This is a genomic window from Companilactobacillus hulinensis, assembly GCF_003946555.1.
Lineage (GTDB): Bacteria > Bacillota > Bacilli > Lactobacillales > Lactobacillaceae > Companilactobacillus > Companilactobacillus hulinensis.
The window spans coordinates 91,848-109,238 of sequence record NZ_RHOO01000001.1 but is presented as its reverse complement, the minus strand read 5'-3'; the positions used below and the strand labels follow the sequence as shown (position 1 = coordinate 109,238).

The window sequence follows — 17,391 nt, the reverse complement described above, 5'->3', positions numbered from 1 at the left end:
TTATTGCTGTTAGAATAACTATGCTAGAGAGATGGAGGAAATCAAAATGTGGGAAGTTTTCATTTATATTAATCCCGTATGTTCTTATTGCCTAAAGGTCGAACAATCAATCATTGACTTCACAAGAAAACATGAAATTGAAACACAATATCATTTTGTTACTAATTACAACATGGAAACAATTAATGACTACATTCAATTACAAGGCTACAAATTATGTGATTTAGAACAACGTGCCAAAGCCACACGCGAAGTGGAAGAAGCAGCTCGCCTCTACAAAGCAGCATCATGCCAAGGAAATAAAAAAGCTCGTAACTTCTTGATGAACCTTCAAGAACAAATCAACGTGCTTGATAATCCTTTCAATGATGAAACAGTTAAAACAGCTATTGTTAACAGTGGCTTGGACTATAAATCCATAATGAGTGAAAAGAATAGTGCCTGTGTTGACTTGGGAATCAAACGAGACAAACAACTTTCAAAGGAAATGCATATCGAAAAAGCTCCAACAATCGTTATCTTCGACAATGAAAATCCTGAAAAACCTGGCCTCATGATCAACGACTTTGGTAGTAAAACATCGGAAGAAATTATTAACCAAAACCTAACAGCAATGTTAGAATCCACAATGCCGGAAACAAAACCGGCTTACATCAATAACAATACTGTAATCAGTATTGATCAATTTAGAAGATAATCTAATTATCTTCTTTTTTTGTGCCCAAAAACGGTTGTTTCAAATATTCTTTATTTTCACCGCACATAATTTTCCACTGATGATTCTGATAAATCGGCTTGATTGCCCCAAACTTCTTATCTTTCAAAAAATCTTCGACAGTCTCATCGTGTTGATTGAAGAATCTCATTTTGAGACTATCCACTTTCTTACTCTTTAACTTTCTGATTTTATCCAACTGATATTGATTAATTTTATTTTTAGAGTCAGAAGATAACTCTGCCTCAAATTTAAATAGTTCATGTATGTTCTCAATCAAAAAAGTCTTCTTCTTGTATTGAATCTTGTTGAACGGACCAAATAACTTGATGCCATAAAACAAATTGATCTGTTCCTGCTCTGAATCAAGCATAATCAAATAAAATCCCCAATTTTTGTGATAGGAAATGAATTTCATATGAGCCTTGTACAATTGTACAGATAAATATTCACCGCCTAATATCCAAATATTAGGAATTCCCAGAGCATGATAGCTATCAACTCGACCCATTAACTTGTCCGCATTTATTTTCGCACACTGATATTCTATTACTGTTTTCTGATTAATCATAATATCAGGCCTTTGCTTGATTGTTTTCAAGTAATGTTCCAAGACCACATCTTGATATCCAAGAATCTTCAATGCATCAACAATTAATTCTTTACCTTTCTTGTGAATATCACGTTCATTCTCTTCATTATTACAGACATTCTCATGGCGAAAGAAGGCACTATTGTCATTTTGAATCAGTATCACTGGTCGACTACATTTCACACAGAAGTATTTATCTTCAAAGTTGCTTTCGATGGCATTAATTAATTTTTTATTTTGATTAAGAGCAGCATACATATTTATCACCTCTGTAGATAAATTACGTATTTACAAAAGCAAAAATGCAAATCTACCAAAATAGATTTGCATTTTTCTACCATTATATTAGTTCATTGTCATCCCACCAGTAACATTGATCCCTTGACCAGTCATGTAATCTGACAAATGACTAGACAGGAACAATACTACATTGGCAACATCCTGCGGTTGGGCAGTTCTGCCAAGAGGAACCTGACTGTTGTCTTCCTTTTCAATATCATCTGGAGTTAATCCACGGATAGCCGCACCATCATTTCGCTCACGGGCTTCATTGAAGTTTCAACGATACCGGGACAAACAGCATTGACATTGATTTGGTTATGAGCTACTTCGATTGCCAAGGTCTTAGTTAATCCCAACACAGCGTGTTTGGATGCAACATAGGCAGACATTGCTCGATAACCATTTTTCCCAGCTTGGGAAGCTATCAAAACAACCTTACCTGGTCGCTTGGTCTTGACCATTTCCTTGACGATATACTTAGTGATCAAATATGTTCCACGCGTATTCACGGCAATCGTCCTATCGAAGTCACTCGTCTTACTCTCAATCAAATAATTCATTGTTGAAATTCCAGCCACATTGACTAGAACATTCGGCACTAAATTATTGGCGATAAGTTGAGCTGTAAGATTTTTAACACTATCTTCATCACTGACATCCAGATGAATCTTGTACAATTGCTTAGATTCCTCAGCCAATTTATCGTTATCAAATACCAAGTCAGCACAGATAACAATTGAATTCTCATTCAAGAAGGTCTTTGCAACTGATGCTCCAATTCCCTGATTCCCCCCAGTGACTAATACTACTTTGTTGCTTAATTCTTCAAATAATCCCATTGCATCAACTCCTTTGAATTACCGTCATGTTTCGCTCTGTTCATAGTCGAGCTACACATGACAATTCACTCCGCTTTGCTACGATAAGCGACTCATTTACTTCGTAAATAATTCACTTATCTAGGTAATGCTCATGAATTACCGTCATGTTTCGCTCTGTTAAATTACATGTCTTTCAAATGGATCATCACTGATTCCTTCTTCAAGAATCTTCTTTGACCATTCCTTAGCTGAGAACAATGAGTGATCACGGTAATTACCACAACTATACTTATCAGTACCTTGAACGTCTTTCCACTCTATCTTATTAGCAATATCATCAAGTGAGCCTTTCAATGCTTCAGCGACTTCAGTAGTTGAATGTTCGCCCCATGTAATCAAGTGGAATCCTGTACGACATCCGAATGGTGAACAATCAATAACTCCATCGAGACGGTCTCTCAATAATCCGGCTAGTAAATGTTCAATCGTATGCAATCCAGCAGTCGGAATAGCATTCTCGTTTGGTTGTACTAGACGTAGGTCATAGTTTGAAATAGCGTCACCTTTTGCTCCGTGTTCCTCAGTAATCAATCTAACGTATGGTGCCTTAACCTTTGTGTGATCCAATGTAAAACTTTCAACTTTTGCCATAATGTAATATCTCCTAAATTTTATTTATTTTCCAAATATGATAATGGTTTATTAACTTCGATCTTAGTTCCGTAATACTTCTTCTTAATATACTTTTGAATTGTCTTATTGTGATACAGCTTAACAAGTTTCTTGTATTGCTTATTATTCTTATTCTTTGTGGCAGTTGCCAGAATATTAACATTGTCCTTTGTACTTTGATCAACGTTCTCATGGTAGATTGAGTCAGTCAGCACATGAAGTCCGCCATCTAGAGCAACCGTGTTAGAAATCAAAACAACATCAACATCATTTAAAACACGTGGGCCGGTCGTATCGTCAATCTCCTTGAACTTCAGGTTCTTCGGATTACTCTTGATATCCTTAGTATTGCTCAAAGCGTTGAACCCTTTATCCAAAGTGATCAAACCAGCCTTTTGTAGCAGCAACAAATCTCTGGAAGTGTTGGCAGGATTATTGGCAATTGCAATCGTTGTACCATTAGGAATCTCACTAAGCTTCTTGTACTTCTTAGAATAGATTCCTAATGGTTCAAGATAAGTCGTTCCCAAAGCAGCTAATTTACCGTTAGGATTCTGCTTATTGTAGGCTTGATAATATGACCATGATTGGAATGCATTGACGTCAACTTCACCCTCAGTTTTTGCCTTGTTCAGTTGAGTGCCATCAGTGATTTCCTTAACCTTGATCTTCAAACCAGCTTGCTTTGCTTGAGAACTCTTGGCAATATGTTGCCAGATCTCTAAGTCTGAACCTTGAGACCCAATTGTAATTGTCTTACTCGTTGATGCCGATGCACTTTTTCCACAACCAGCCAGAACGAATATTGATAATGCTAAAATAATTGTTCCAAAAATCTTGTGCCACTTTTTACTCATTTCCATATCTCCCTCAGATTAAAATTTTCTAACTTGAGAACCACATGGGTGATTTGTAAATAACTAATATTCTCATATATCCGCCTCCTCAAAATCTCAAATCTTATGAAAAAAAAATCGTCCCTACATACACAGAATTACTCTGCGATGTAGGGACGATTACCGTGGTACCACCCTAATTTATATTTTAATTGCTCAAAATACCTCAACGACACTAACATGTCCGGGATGATATCGCATCCTTGCGTACCTTTGGCTTCCACCTAGGTAAGACTCCAAGCTCATCTTCGATCAAACTTTCGTTCCGCCTTTTCACCATCTAGCGGTCACTATTCAAACTACTCACCAATCTACTCTTCTCTTCAACGTCTAATAAGATTAAATATTATTTAATCATTTGATTGGTGATTAATTTACACTTTTAATTTTATATTGTCAAATGGATTTTGAAATAATTGGAATATCTAAATACTAATATGGTGTAAATTAAAAAAGTAAGCTCGTATTGACTTGGCCGTCAAAGCTTACTTTAGTATAGTTTAAGCGACCACCGCATCAGCGGAATTGCCGCAAGCAGACCATCATATCGGTCTGCTTTTTTATTGCACTTGTAACAAAGTTATTATAACAGCTCAAAATTTATTCAGCAATTATAATAGCATACAAAAAAAGCCGCATCTCTGCGACTTCTAGTTCTTAAAATAATATCTAGCTAATTCCAAAGCAGTCTTACTCATAACTTCCTTACCATACTCAGATAATACAGCAGCTGTGACCTTAGTCTTAAAGCTATATTCACTCAACATAGCCATCACATCATTATAAGTCATATCGTGCATTTCATCAGTAAACAGGATTAATTGCAAGTAGTACGTACCTTGATATTCCCATAGATTAGAAACTCCACTCTCTAAGTGCAACAAATCTGCAAGTTGAATGAAGTCTTCAAAATCCTTAAACTCAACAATAACTGCCTTCGTAGGTGTATCTGGGTCATTCAAGTATGGTGCAGTATCCTCATCGTACTCATCGTTACCCAACTTCGCATTATCAAATTCAAATGAATTAGTATCATCACCGTCGTTTGAATTCTGCAACGTATTTAATGGCAATGAACCAGCATCATCAGCATCATCGTTCTTGCTAATAAGTAGCTCTAGGCCTTGTTTGTTAGGCATAATTTGGAAAGTCACTGGTTCATTGTTTGTGAAAACGTGATCCTTGTCAACTTCATCCAAAATACTATAGAAGAATGTTTCGATCTGTTTCTTATTTCCCAAGAGATCTAAAACAGTAACTCCACGATCTTGCAAATCCTGCGTACTAAGAATGACTCTGATTGTGTTCTCATTAAGTCGATCCATTTCCATCATAGTCACCTCAATTCTGTATCTACATTTTAACAGTCTCAAAATCTTTGTAAAGTAAATAAACCTTCGTTTGTTTAGACAAAACTATAGACTCTTAACCGTTACTTCGTCAAGCATTGTAGCATACATTATAATTAAAGTTATAGGAAATTAACTCGATTAAATACTGTTTACCATTGTCCAATCTAGTGTTGTTGAATAATTGGACATTTTATAATCATAACCATCAAGATTCATCAAAAATCCATGATCATCATCCCAATCGATGAACTTAGAACCATTGGCAACTCTACCTTCATAAATGTTGACCGGTGAAGCTCCAATATATTTATCATTTCCATCATCATCTCTAAACATCAGAATATTTTCAGCCGTATACTTACCATCGCTCGATATCAATGGCGACTCCATTGCAACAGATATTGACGTGTCGACCGCTGCAACAGGATAAACATTATTGGTTAAAGTAATTCCCCAATCATTCTCTTGTCGATGAACGATTCCTTGTCCAGCGGATGCTTGACCATATGACAAATCTGGGACATCCATAGAGACATCCATATAAGGTTGCTGTTGCCATACGTATGTTTCAGATTGTCCACCAGGCTCTGAATACATATTTGTTATGTCTGAATATGTATATAACTTACCGGCAGGTTTATGAGCTGTACCACCTGACTTAACATTAACTGCCTGCCACATATCGGAAATACTAGTGTACTGTTCACTAGAATCTGGATCATCAATTGTCCTATTGTTACCAGGAGCAGTGGTCATAAATGTACCATCATGAGCAAAAAATTTAGGACCAAGTGATATTTTCCACAATTTTGGTGTTGAATTTATAAAAGATAAGTCTGTGTCAACATTGGAAGTATCCCAATTTGACAAGTCCAAGCTTGTCATTAATTTGTTATTATAAAACATCATTGAAATGTTGGTTACATTTTTAACATCCCAGTTTGAAACATCTAGATTAGATAAACTAGTATCACCCGCAAACATATAGAGCATATTCTGTACCTTACCCGTATTCCAATTCGATACATCCAAATAGCTAAGTAGCGTATCTCCGTTGAACATATACTGCATATCTGTGACATTACCTGTGTCCCAATTTGAAACATCTAATTCTTTAAGCTTATTTATTCCGTAGAACATATTCGACATATCGGTAACATTCTTCGTATTCCATTTTGAGACATCAATTTTAGACATAGAATAATCATTATAAAACATTGATTTCATATTGATTACATTTCCAGTATTCCAATTTGAAACATCTATATTTTGTAACTTACTATCACTCCTAAATATTGCACTCATATCAGTAGCACTCGATGTATTCCAATTTGAAACATCCGCAGATTGAAGACTTGTGCAGTTGTTAAATAAACCTGAAAAATCTTGACCTGAACTAGTATCCCAATTTTTTACAAAATCCGCACTAGTAATGGGAGTGCTAACAAAAGCTCTACTAAAACTAATTACCCTGCTAGTATCCCAATCAGCTATATTAAATTGACTTAAATCACTAATTGCCGAATTATCAAAAATACTACTCATCTTTTCCAAACTACCAGTATTAAAGTTTCCAATCACCTGTACTAATTTACCTGTTGATTGGAACATTGACGTCATTGACGTTACATTTTTTGTATCAAAGCCAGATAAGTCCAATACAGTAAATCCAGTTCCCAAAAACATATTGCTCATATCCGTTACATTTGACGTATTCAATTTATCTAAGCCAATAAGATTATTTTCATTCAAATTAGCATCAGATTGAAACATTGCATTCATTGTTGTAACTTTTGAAGTGTTCCATTTTGAAACATCTAACCCATTCAATTTGGTAGCAGACAAAAACATTTGACCCATATTAGTTACATTTGATGTATCCCAATTTTTAATTTGATCTAATGAACTAAACTTCGAATACTGAAAAGCAGATGACATATCCGTTACTTTGCCAGTATCCCAGTTCTCCAATCCGTATGGTTCATCTAATCCACTGGAGGATGCAAACAGCAAACTCATATTAGTAACACTTGATGTATCCCAACCAGACAAATCAACAAGTTTAACAAACGTACATGAGCGAAATACACCAGACATATTTTGAACACGTGATGTATTCCAATTTTTAATTTCATCCAAATTGTCAACCGACGTACCTGAAAATATAGCTTGTATATTGGTTACTATTTCTAAATTCATATTTCCCAATCCAACTATTTCCGATGCACCTGTTGAACTAAACATTTCATTCATTGCTTGAACTTTGCCAGTATCAAAGCTAGATAAATCAATGGATCCTAACAGCTTTGTACTATAAAACATTCGCGACATACCAGTAACTTTGGAAGTGTCAAAGTTGTCCAAACCAACAATTTCAGTTAATGATGTATCTTGAAAAAACATTTCACTCATTGTTACAACATTTCCTGTATTTAAATTTGTAACATCTATCATTTTTACATTACTAAGATTTGCAAATAAATTTGAACTGCCAGAATTAGCAACAACCCCTGGTTCAACGACAATTTTATTAATACTGGACTTATATGACATCCAATTTCCTGCATTTGTACCCAAAACTCCAGCATGAATAGTAAGCAATCCATCTTCATCAATATCCCAATTACAAGTACCAAAAGTTCCACTAGCCGTTATAGTAGCGGCTAATGGAGCGATTGTATTAATTGTGTCACTCTTAGTATCTGGTGCATTTTGGATAACAGAACTATTCTCATTCAACATTCCTTGTAAATCAGTAATGTCATCTGCCTTAACGACCCTCTGACCACAAATAACTTCAGCTATAAATCCAATCAAAATACTTAACCATAAAATATATCTAATACCTTTTTTAGGTGGTTTCAAATTAGTCCCAATCATAATTACTTCCGCCTTGTCCATTTGATAATTTCTTAACAAGAAGCAGTTTATCAATATATTCATAGCGTATTAGTTCAATTTATGCAAAGTGCTTTTACCTATATTGAACCCCATGGTTATAGGCTTTAGATAATACTCAGACTTGTAAAATGTGTGTATTATCTCATGATGATTTCAGATTTTTCACCTAAAAATGGACACAAAAAAAGACCCACTGTACTCAATGTACAGCGGATCAAATTCATTCTATAAGCCAGCCATAAGCTGAGCTTTTTGTAACTCCATAGTTCTAACACTTCTTGGCAAGAATCTTCTGATCTCATCTTCGTTGAAACCAACTTGGAGACGTTTGTCATCCATGATGATTGGACGTTTCAATAAACCAGGGTTCTCTTGAACTAATGTTAACAATTGATCAATTGTTAAATCGTCTAGATCAACCTTTAAGTTTTGGAATGCTTTGGAACGTGTAGAAATAATTTCTTCTGTTCCGTTTTCAGTCATTTGAAGTACTTGTTGAATTTCTTGTTTATTTAAAGGTTCTGAGTAGATGTTTCTTTCTTTGTAAGGAATGTCATGTTCTTCGAGCCAAGCCTTTGCTTTACGGCATGAAGTGCAACTTGGAGATGTATAAATAGTTACCATTATAATCTCTCCTTTTCTTATGTATTATTCAATACTATTTGAACACATAAATATTTTACATTAAAACTAAAATAAAATCTATACTTTTTCAGATAAAACTAACGAATATCTGTTCTACAAAACGTACATTGTGAAAAATAGCACCCTAAATATCAATGTTTGTGTTAGCAGTTCACAATTTATATAAATATAAATTAATTCATGACATTAGTTATAAGTTATACATCATTATGAAAATCTAATGATATCAGTACCTAGGCTATACTTCGATTTCAAGCTGCTCAAACGCATTAATTACGGGAATTTCCCCGGCATATTTTTGTGATTGTTCTAACATAACTGAAGCATCAACAGTCTGTGGAAGATGACTGATCATTAATCTCTTAACACCAGCATCCTTAGCTAAAGTACCTGATTCCTTGGTATTCATGTGCCACTTTCTTCCAGTAACATCCTCTGGGAAGTTGGTATCTGTAATCAATAGATCTGCATCTTTAGCAAAGTCCACTAAACCGTCAAAGTATGTTGTGTCAGCTGTATAAACAATCGTTTTGTCGCCTTTGGTGATCCTCATTGCGTAAGCCGGTACTGGGTGGATTGTTCTCATAAACTCAAACTTGAACGGTCCGATCTCAGTTGGCTCATAATCATTATATGCAATTCCCTTGGTAGCTCCGTTCTCTGTTAATTGAGCAAAGTTAACAAAATCTTGCGTATGACCGTAAATTGGAAGTGGCTCTGGCATCTTAGCAGCAAGCCAATTATACTGCAAAACTCCCACATCAGCGGTATGATCATGGTGATAGTGAGATAGGACCACAGCGTCAAGATCAGTCGGCTTAAGGTAGTTTGATAATTCATTCAAAACACCACTACCACAGTCGATCAAGACGTTAAAGTCCTCATCTTGCAATAAATAACCCGAGGTACCAATACCCTTATATGGGTATCCTCCATAATAACCTAATACTGTAACTAACATAGAAAACCTCCAAAAATTTTGATTGAAAGGATTTCAATAATTATGAACATAACATTAAAGTTAGGCACATATTCTTTTTTAAAGCCTCAGCAACTATCTGCTGATACTTTATTAAAACCCTTATTTGATGATAAAACAGACCATCTTTTAATAAAAGTATTAACCAGAAATGGGCAATACCGCAACCTTACAGGAACCATTGATTCCGTTGACAAGCTGTATTTGTTGACATATTTGAAGTTCAATGCTGACCAATCATCATTATTTACCAATAAGTTCGTCTATACAGGCAAAATAAGCTACAACTCTTCTGTCTACCAACTTCGTGACGACTTACAAGAATATCTGATAATCAGCACCTTCGACAACGAAACACATTTGCAAGACGGTCAAAAATACATACAAAGAGAAATTGACGAAGGTATCCGTTCCGATTCCAAGGTACCCTTCGGATTCTTCACCAAAGAATACAAAGTTATCAATTGATCCTTCTCTTGACGCTCCGCCACGAGATCATATACGTGACTACCCCAATTATACTGTACAAAACAACATAACTCAGACAGATAATTGCAAATTCAGGAATTATTGAGCTATATTCATTATTGATGAGAATAATCGCTGCATATGCTTGCAGAATGGCAAATATCAATGGAATAACAAAAGTTAATATATTCTCACTACGAACGATGCCACGAATCTCCTGATTGCTGACACCGATCTTTTTGAGTGTCTTCAGCTGTCGCCATTCATGATCATCACGCAATAACACTCGTAGTGTCAGAACACTTCCAAGAGCTAACAAGAGTGCAATACTGAAAATTGCAATCATGAAGATGAAGAATCCGACTATTTGGTGCAAACGACGTTTGGCATTCTCCTGTCGAACAAATCCAGCTTGAATGTAGTCGTTATCGCCATAATTATTAGGATTGTACTTAGTAATTGTAAAAGTTGAATCATCAACACTAGACTTGGCATCAACGTGTATCATATATGCATTCCGATGCTTTCTAAGAGCTTCAGCCTGCTTCTTAGTAATCTTATCACCATGTTTGAAGTACCAGCCATAGAGCGTGTCAGTGCTTGCTGTGTTCATCTTATTGTAATAGTTATCCGGAGTGACCATTAATGAACCAGGGAACATCCCTCCACCATACGGGAATGAAGATCCATTTTTATGCGTCACAATTTTTGCGGAATTTTTAACATTCCATTCAATTCGACGATTAGAGAATCCAAACGTCTCATCGTTACCGAATCCGATCCGCATAAATTGTTTCGGGTTAACATATGGATTTTGATCCCGTATTTTTTTGGGTAATCTCATATATTCTGAATAGGACATAAATGATGCTGGTCGTTGGACTAGCACACGAGTAGTCTCATCGACACTCGAAACCAGCTCAATCTTGATTTTAGAATGGTACTCACGAGAAATCTCTGTCTTACTATCATCAATTGTCTTTTTAACATCATTGACAGTATCTCTGTTGGCAGTCATTGCGAACGGATATTCAGTGTGATAATTATCATATACCAGCCGGTAACCAAAGTAACAAACCGTCAAAAGCATCAACGCCATTGTCGATAATTCAGTCACAAACCATAGTACCGACGTATTACGCTTCATACGTTCCTTCAAATATTTGAAAGAAAACATATTCAAACCGGAATACGAGATCCATTTAACCTTTTGTAATGCGGTCAATAGAACTGGTAAGAACCCAAAATAAATCAGATAAGTGCCAAAAAAGTACGCTGTGGCGACATATAGACTTTGAAGAATAACTCGATTTGAATACCCTCTGGTATCTGTAGACTCCATTGCTGTAAACAAGCCTATGGTCCCGACAACTGCGCTGACAAACATCAAAATACCAATAGTCCCAGTCGGAATGCGAAGCCAAATATTAACTTTTTTAGTATTTGGTTTCTTTTTTTTGACGATCCGATAAGTTCTGAAGGCGTTCATAACACTGAATATTACCATTGAAGATATTGCTATCTGGAGTAGTGAAACTATACTATTCCAATTAAACGCCGAAGTAAAATCTATCCGAACCCGCATTAGGTATAGCAGCAACATTCCAAAAAACTTTTGGAAGATAAATGCTTCAATGATTCCCAATACCCAAGCAACGAATTGAATAACAAAAGTCTGGATGAATCCTATTAAAATAATTGTAAACTTGGACATACCTAGTTTTTCAAAGGTCAAGAACTCGTGCCGTTGCTGTTTGATAAAGAATCCACCAACGTACGCCATGTACACGAATGCCGAGACCGCAAAGACAATGCTGAGTGTGAAGACAATCGGTACTAAAGATGTTCTCCACATGCTGATATCATGCTTCATGATCTTATTGTCAGCCAGTGAAATCAGTATGCTGAATATTCCAATGGCAAAGCTGCACGCCAAGATATATATCAAATAACTGTCATGCATCTTGGAGAGACTTCTTCTAATTATTTTCAGATACATTGAAGTAACTCCCCCCACCGATAGTTCGTTGCATGTTGATTATTTGTTCAAAGAAATCCTCACGTTTGCCAGAATTAACTATTTCAGAAAAGATAGTCCCGTCCTTAACGAAGACAACCCGACTACAATAACTAGCTGTAAAAGCATCATGAGTCGCCATCAGGATTGTTGCATGCTCACGCTGATTTATCAGCTGCATGTAATTTAATAAAATAGTTGCGGACTTCGAATCCAAACTACCTGTTGGTTCGTCGGCAAATAATATTTCCGGATTGTTAATCAACGCTCTAGCAGCCGAAACAAGTTGCCGTTGCCCCAATGACAGATCATCAACATTTCTATTGCTGAGCTTTTCGATGTTCAACAAATAATTCAAATGCTTAACTCGAGCCTCAATAAACTTCTTATTAGCATGATTCAATGCTAATGGCAGAATAATGTTTTCTTTAACATTCAACGAATCCAGTAATTCAAAACTCTGATAAATAAATCCCATTTTATTGCGGCGATATTTGGCCAATTCTCGATCATGCAACTGCGTCATATCAATATCATCAATGATGATCTGCCCGTGATCAGGACGTTCGTTAGTCGATATCATATTCAAAAGTGTGGACTTCCCGGCACCACTAGGTCCCATAATTCCGAGAAATTCACCTTTTTCGACTTCTAAACTGATATCCTTGATAGCGTGAACCGCATTTAGACGCTTGCCATAATCCTTGGCAACGTTCTTTACATTAATTTGCACGTTAATTTCTCCAATAATTAAGATAATATTGTTATTATAATAGTTAGTGTCTTCATTCTAGCACGAGGGGGTTCTACCATGGCCAAAATTATGATTGTTGAAGACGATCAATCCATTTCCAAACTTATCAGTGAAAATCTTGAGAAATGGCAAATAGATACACACGTTATTGAGGATTTCAATAACGTTATGAAAGAATTCGATGAATACAAACCAGACTTGGTTCTTCTCGATATCAACTTACCAGTTTATGACGGTTATTATTGGAACCAAGAGATTCGTAAGATTTCAAAAACTCCAATAATCATTATTTCATCTAGAAATTCAAATATGGACCAAATCATGGCAATGAATATGGGTGCCGATGACTTCGTTGAGAAGCCATTCTCCGTCGATATTTTGGTTGCTAAAATCAATGCACTATTGCGTCGTACCTACGACTTCACTAAGAATACAAGTGATATTATCGAACACAATGGTCTCAAGTTGAATCTGTCTAGTGGGACCGTTGAGATCGGTTCAGACAAAATTGACTTATCCAAGAATGAATATAAATTATTGCAACGACTACTACGTGATCAAGGTAAAATCGTTACACGTGAACAACTATTGAATTTCATGTGGGATGACGAGCGATTCGTTGATGACAACACTTTGACTGTTAATATTAATCGACTACGTGGCAAAATTGAAAAGTTCGGTTTAAAAAATTATATCGTTACTAAAGTGGGACAAGGATACATCATCCCCTAAGTGAGGCAAATATGACATTCTTCAAATACTTTCGTGACCATCTGTTAACATTATTAACAATTTTACTAAGTGTCACCTTCATTGAATTAATTTTATTCTTAGATCCAAAGGTAAAATTTCACACTGGAACACTGATCTACTCATGGATAATTGCCGTTATCTTCGCATTTGTCGGTTTGATATTAGCCTATAACCGCAAAAAGAGCTGGTATGAGCTGTTAAATAATTACCAAGAAGATCTCTCAAAAGAACTTCATGGTGCTCAAAATAATGAGCAGCGTTTTATCCAGGACAAAATCAACAATATCGCCTTAGAATACCGTAATGAATTAACTGAACTATATCAGAATCAAAATGACCAACGAGAATACACAGAATCTTGGGTTCATGACATCAAAGTTCCACTAGCGGCGCTTAAATTATCTCAAGATAGTGATTTAGACAAAGAGTTAATTGACGAAGAAATCGACCAAATCGATTACCTAGTCGATCAGGCCTTGTATTTTGCACGCTTGAATAACTTCTCCAACGACTATCTGATTCAAGAACAAGATTTGAATAATATCGTCAAATCATCCATTAGAACTAACAAACGAATGTTTATCTCGAAGCGTATCGGTATAAGTTTGGATATTACTGATGAAAAGGTCCTAACCGATGAAAAATGGTTAAGCTTCATTCTTAATCAGATTATTTCTAATAGTTTAAAATACACTGATCAAGGTGGAAAAATCGAAATATTCACAACTAATAACCACAACAATGTGGAATTGCATATTAAAGATAACGGCGTAGGTATCGCATCGAAAGATATCAGCCGTGTCTTCAATAAAGGATTTACCGGTGACAACGGTCGTAAATCTGGTAGTAAATCTACTGGTATTGGATTGTACTTAGTCAAGAAGATGTCTGACAAACTTGGACACAAGATTGAAATTCAATCACATTCTGGAGTCGGTACTGAAATTATCATTACATTCTTAGACTTGCCTTATTATCAGGCATAAAAAAATAGGAAATTCCAAATGGAATTTCCTATTTTTTTGTATCTCTATTTTAATGTCATAGCATTCAAAGCAACGATAACAGTTGACATTGACATGATCACAGCACCAACAGCTGGACTTAGTACAATTCCGATACCAGCTAAAAATCCAGCAGCCAATGGAATAGCTAGAATATTGTATCCAGCTCCCCACCATAAGTTCTCAATTGTCTTACGGTAAGTCTTGGCTGATAGATTCAAGAACTTAGTAATATCACTTGGATCCGAATTGTATAGAACAACATCGGCTGAATCAATGGCAACATCAGTACCAGCACCAATGGCAACACCAATTGTGGCACTTGCCAAACTAGGAGCATCGTTAATACCATCACCGACCATCATAACGTGATGACCTTGTGCTTCTAGATCACCAATAACAGTATGTTTATCTTCAGGAAGAAGTTCAGCTTTGAATTCATCAATACCAAGCTGTTTTGCAAAAGCTGCAGCAGCTTCTTTATTATCACCTGTCAACATGATAGGTGTAATATTTCTAGCCTTTAGATCTTTGATAAATTGAACAGAATTAACTTTGATAGTATCACCCAAAGCAACTAGTCCGACCACCTTGCCGTCGACTACTAAATAACTAACAGTATTACCTTTGTCTAGGAATTCTTGAGCAGTAGCCTTATCAAAGGATAACTTGTTTTCTTGTAAATATTTCATATTAATCAATAAGTATTTGTGTGAATCCTTGGTTGCACTCATTCCGTATCCCTTGATAGCTTGGATATTATCAAGTTGTGCAGCATCAACTTTTTGTTCTTTAGCATATTCAACAATACTATTTGCAATAGGATGGCTTGAACCACTTTCAATACCAGCAATGATAGAAAGAACATCCTTTTCACTCATACCTGATGAAGCTTTCAAACCATTAACTGTGAACTTACCTTCAGTCAAAGTACCAGTTTTGTCCATTGCAACATAATCAATCTTACGACTGTTCTCAATTGCTTGGTTATCACGAATGATCAAACCATTGGTTGCAGCAATTGAAGTACTACGTGCCATAACTAGTGGGATTGCTAAGCCAAGTGCATGTGGACATGCAATAACTAGAACTGTAACTAAACGTAATAGAGCAAGATTCAAATCGCCAAATACTAACCAGTAGACGAATGCCAATAATCCAACAGAAACAGCGGCATAGAACAACCAACCAGAAACTTTATCGGCTAACATCTGTGTTTTAGATTTGTTACTTTGTGCATCTGAAACCAACTTACTGATCTGTGACAGGTAACCTTGACTTGATGTCTTAGTAACCTTGACTCTAATAGTTCCTTCACCATTGATAGAACCACCGACAACATTATCGCCAATTGACTTCTTAACAGCCTTTGATTCACCAGTGATCAATGATTCGTTAATGTAACTTGTACCACTTAAGATTTCACCATCAAGTGGAATTGATTCACCAGCACGAACTTCAACAACATCATCTGATTTAACCATTGAGATGTCATGATCCATTGTTTCTGAACCGTGAACCATATGTACTTGATTAGGAACTAGTGAAGCAATCTTTTGTAGCGCATTACCAGCACTCATTGTCGATTTCATTTCGATCCAATGACCTAGTAACATGATTACGATCAAGGAAGCTAATTCCCAGAAGAAGTCCATAACGGGTTTACCACTACGAACAATATTTCCCATTACAAATGCGTATAAACTGTAAATATAAGCAACACTGATACCCATTGTGATCAATGTCATCATAGCAGGTTGTTTTGCCTTCAATTCACCTACAGCACCTGTTAAGAAAGGCTTACCACCATAGAAATAAAGAATCGAGCTAAGAACCATTACTATCCAGCTAGACCCTGGAAACTGGAACTGAAATGGTAGGTTGAATCCCATAAATGGTGAAAGAATGAATACTGGAATAGCAAGAATCAACGAAACCCAGAACTTCTTACGAAGATCTCCCATATCCATCATCATGCCTCCGTGATTCATCATCATGTGACCACTGTGCATCATTTCATCCATATCCATCTTCATGTCTCCATGGTCCATTTTATCGTGATCCATGTCACCCATATCATGTTGCATCTTATCGCCTTTCATGTCCTTCATCATAATGATGCCTCCAAACAATCGCACATTACTTTATCAGGTGCGGTTTCTTTTTTGTCTTGCAACTGGTCAATTAATTCTTGAATCTCACTCTTAGAAATATCCGAGTGCTCAATCAAATCTCCAATTGCTTGTCCCTTTTTCATGCAACAGAGGTTATCAAACATATTATTCACATTCTGATGGATTGCGTCATCTTCTGAGACCTGAGGATGATAGACATATGGTCTAACTGATTCATCAGCTTTTAAAAAGCCCTTCTTTTGAAGTCTAACTATCAAAGTCTTGATAGTAGCTTGTTTCCACTCAGTTTTACGTTCCAAAACTTCAATTACTTGTTTACTGGTTGATTGACCTAATGTCCAGATGATTCGCATCACTTGCCACTCGGCCTTCGTCATATTCTCTATTTCATTCATAATTTTAATG

At 36.1% G+C, this 17,391-nt stretch carries 17 protein-coding genes; 4 read left to right on the top strand and 13 right to left on the bottom strand.

Annotated elements, in window-relative coordinates; translation table 11 throughout:
* Nucleotides 1-46 precede the first annotated feature (46 nt).
* Nucleotides 47-697, top strand: coding sequence for a DsbA family protein (locus EKM66_RS00495; protein ID WP_125760564.1), 651 nt, complete (start codon nt 47-49; stop codon nt 695-697).
* Between the two features lies 1 nt (nt 698).
* Here the strand turns inward: EKM66_RS00495 and EKM66_RS00490 are convergent, their stop codons facing one another.
* From EKM66_RS00490 to EKM66_RS00455, 9 genes are all read right to left on the bottom strand, one after another.
* A complete protein-coding gene (locus tag EKM66_RS00490) occupies nt 699-1,565 on the bottom strand; it encodes a competence protein CoiA (protein WP_125760562.1) in 867 nt (288 codons plus the stop codon).
* A gap of 87 nt (nt 1,566-1,652) precedes the next feature.
* Nucleotides 1,653-1,802, bottom strand: a complete 150-nt coding sequence (locus EKM66_RS12800) for an SDR family oxidoreductase (protein ID WP_263854117.1) — start codon at nt 1,800-1,802, stop codon at nt 1,653-1,655.
* Nucleotides 1,803-1,813: 11 nt separating this feature from the next.
* Nucleotides 1,814-2,428, bottom strand: a complete 615-nt coding sequence (locus tag EKM66_RS00485) for an SDR family NAD(P)-dependent oxidoreductase (protein ID WP_263854116.1) — start codon at nt 2,426-2,428, stop codon at nt 1,814-1,816.
* A 159-nt stretch (nt 2,429-2,587) separates the two neighbouring features.
* Entirely contained in the window at nt 2,588-3,061 is a 474-nt protein-coding gene (locus EKM66_RS00480; protein WP_125760560.1) for an S-ribosylhomocysteine lyase, read from the bottom strand.
* Between the two features lie 20 nt (nt 3,062-3,081).
* Entirely contained in the window at nt 3,082-3,939 is an 858-nt protein-coding gene (locus EKM66_RS00475) for a MetQ/NlpA family ABC transporter substrate-binding protein (protein WP_404811435.1), read from the bottom strand.
* A 689-nt stretch (nt 3,940-4,628) separates the two neighbouring features.
* Complete coding sequence (locus EKM66_RS00470) at nt 4,629-5,309, bottom strand: adaptor protein MecA (RefSeq protein ID WP_125760836.1); 681 nt, start codon at nt 5,307-5,309, stop codon at nt 4,629-4,631.
* 159 nt (nt 5,310-5,468) lie between these two features.
* Nucleotides 5,469-8,210: a BspA family leucine-rich repeat surface protein gene (locus EKM66_RS00465; protein ID WP_164504998.1), complete on the bottom strand. Its 2,742-nt coding sequence runs from the start codon at nt 8,208-8,210 to the stop codon at nt 5,469-5,471.
* 246 nt (nt 8,211-8,456) lie between these two features.
* On the bottom strand, nt 8,457-8,855 hold the full coding sequence (gene spxA / locus EKM66_RS00460; protein ID WP_076615117.1) for a transcriptional regulator SpxA: 399 nt from the start codon (nt 8,853-8,855) through the stop codon (nt 8,457-8,459).
* Between the two features lie 259 nt (nt 8,856-9,114).
* Nucleotides 9,115-9,837: an MBL fold metallo-hydrolase gene (locus EKM66_RS00455; RefSeq protein ID WP_125760554.1), complete on the bottom strand. Its 723-nt coding sequence runs from the start codon at nt 9,835-9,837 to the stop codon at nt 9,115-9,117.
* Nucleotides 9,838-9,879: 42 nt separating this feature from the next.
* On the opposite strand from EKM66_RS00455, the gene EKM66_RS00450 reads away from it, so the two are divergent.
* Entirely contained in the window at nt 9,880-10,323 is a 444-nt protein-coding gene (locus tag EKM66_RS00450; RefSeq protein WP_125760552.1) for a hypothetical protein, read from the top strand.
* Here the strand turns inward: EKM66_RS00450 and EKM66_RS00445 are convergent.
* Both EKM66_RS00445 and EKM66_RS00440 read right to left on the bottom strand, forming a co-directional pair.
* Entirely contained in the window at nt 10,316-12,322 is a 2,007-nt protein-coding gene (locus EKM66_RS00445; protein ID WP_125760550.1) for an ABC transporter permease family protein, read from the bottom strand. The two genes, EKM66_RS00450 and EKM66_RS00445, sit on opposite strands and share 8 nt — an antisense overlap.
* The gene (locus EKM66_RS00440) at nt 12,303-13,079 is read right to left on the bottom strand and encodes an ABC transporter ATP-binding protein (RefSeq protein WP_125760548.1); all 777 of its coding nucleotides are present in this window, start codon (nt 13,077-13,079) and stop codon (nt 12,303-12,305) included. Before EKM66_RS00440 ends, EKM66_RS00445 begins: the two co-directional genes overlap by 20 nt.
* 72 nt (nt 13,080-13,151) lie before the next feature.
* On the opposite strand from EKM66_RS00440, the gene EKM66_RS00435 reads away from it, so the two are divergent.
* Nucleotides 13,152-13,826 carry a response regulator transcription factor gene (locus EKM66_RS00435; RefSeq protein WP_125760546.1) on the top strand — a complete coding sequence of 225 codons (675 nt, stop codon included), beginning with the start codon at nt 13,152-13,154 and terminating at the stop codon, nt 13,824-13,826.
* A gap of 11 nt (nt 13,827-13,837) precedes the next feature.
* Nucleotides 13,838-14,833: a sensor histidine kinase gene (locus EKM66_RS00430; RefSeq protein ID WP_125760544.1), complete on the top strand. Its 996-nt coding sequence runs from the start codon at nt 13,838-13,840 to the stop codon at nt 14,831-14,833.
* Nucleotides 14,834-14,877: 44 nt separating this feature from the next.
* Here the strand turns inward: EKM66_RS00430 and EKM66_RS00425 are convergent, their stop codons facing one another.
* Complete coding sequence (locus tag EKM66_RS00425) at nt 14,878-16,965, bottom strand: heavy metal translocating P-type ATPase (protein WP_164504997.1); 2,088 nt, start codon at nt 16,963-16,965, stop codon at nt 14,878-14,880.
* Nucleotides 16,962-17,381, bottom strand: coding sequence for a CopY/TcrY family copper transport repressor (locus EKM66_RS00420; protein WP_125760542.1), 420 nt, complete (start codon nt 17,379-17,381; stop codon nt 16,962-16,964). The genes EKM66_RS00425 and EKM66_RS00420 overlap by 4 nt, the downstream gene beginning before the upstream one ends.
* Nucleotides 17,382-17,391: the final 10 nt, after the last annotated feature.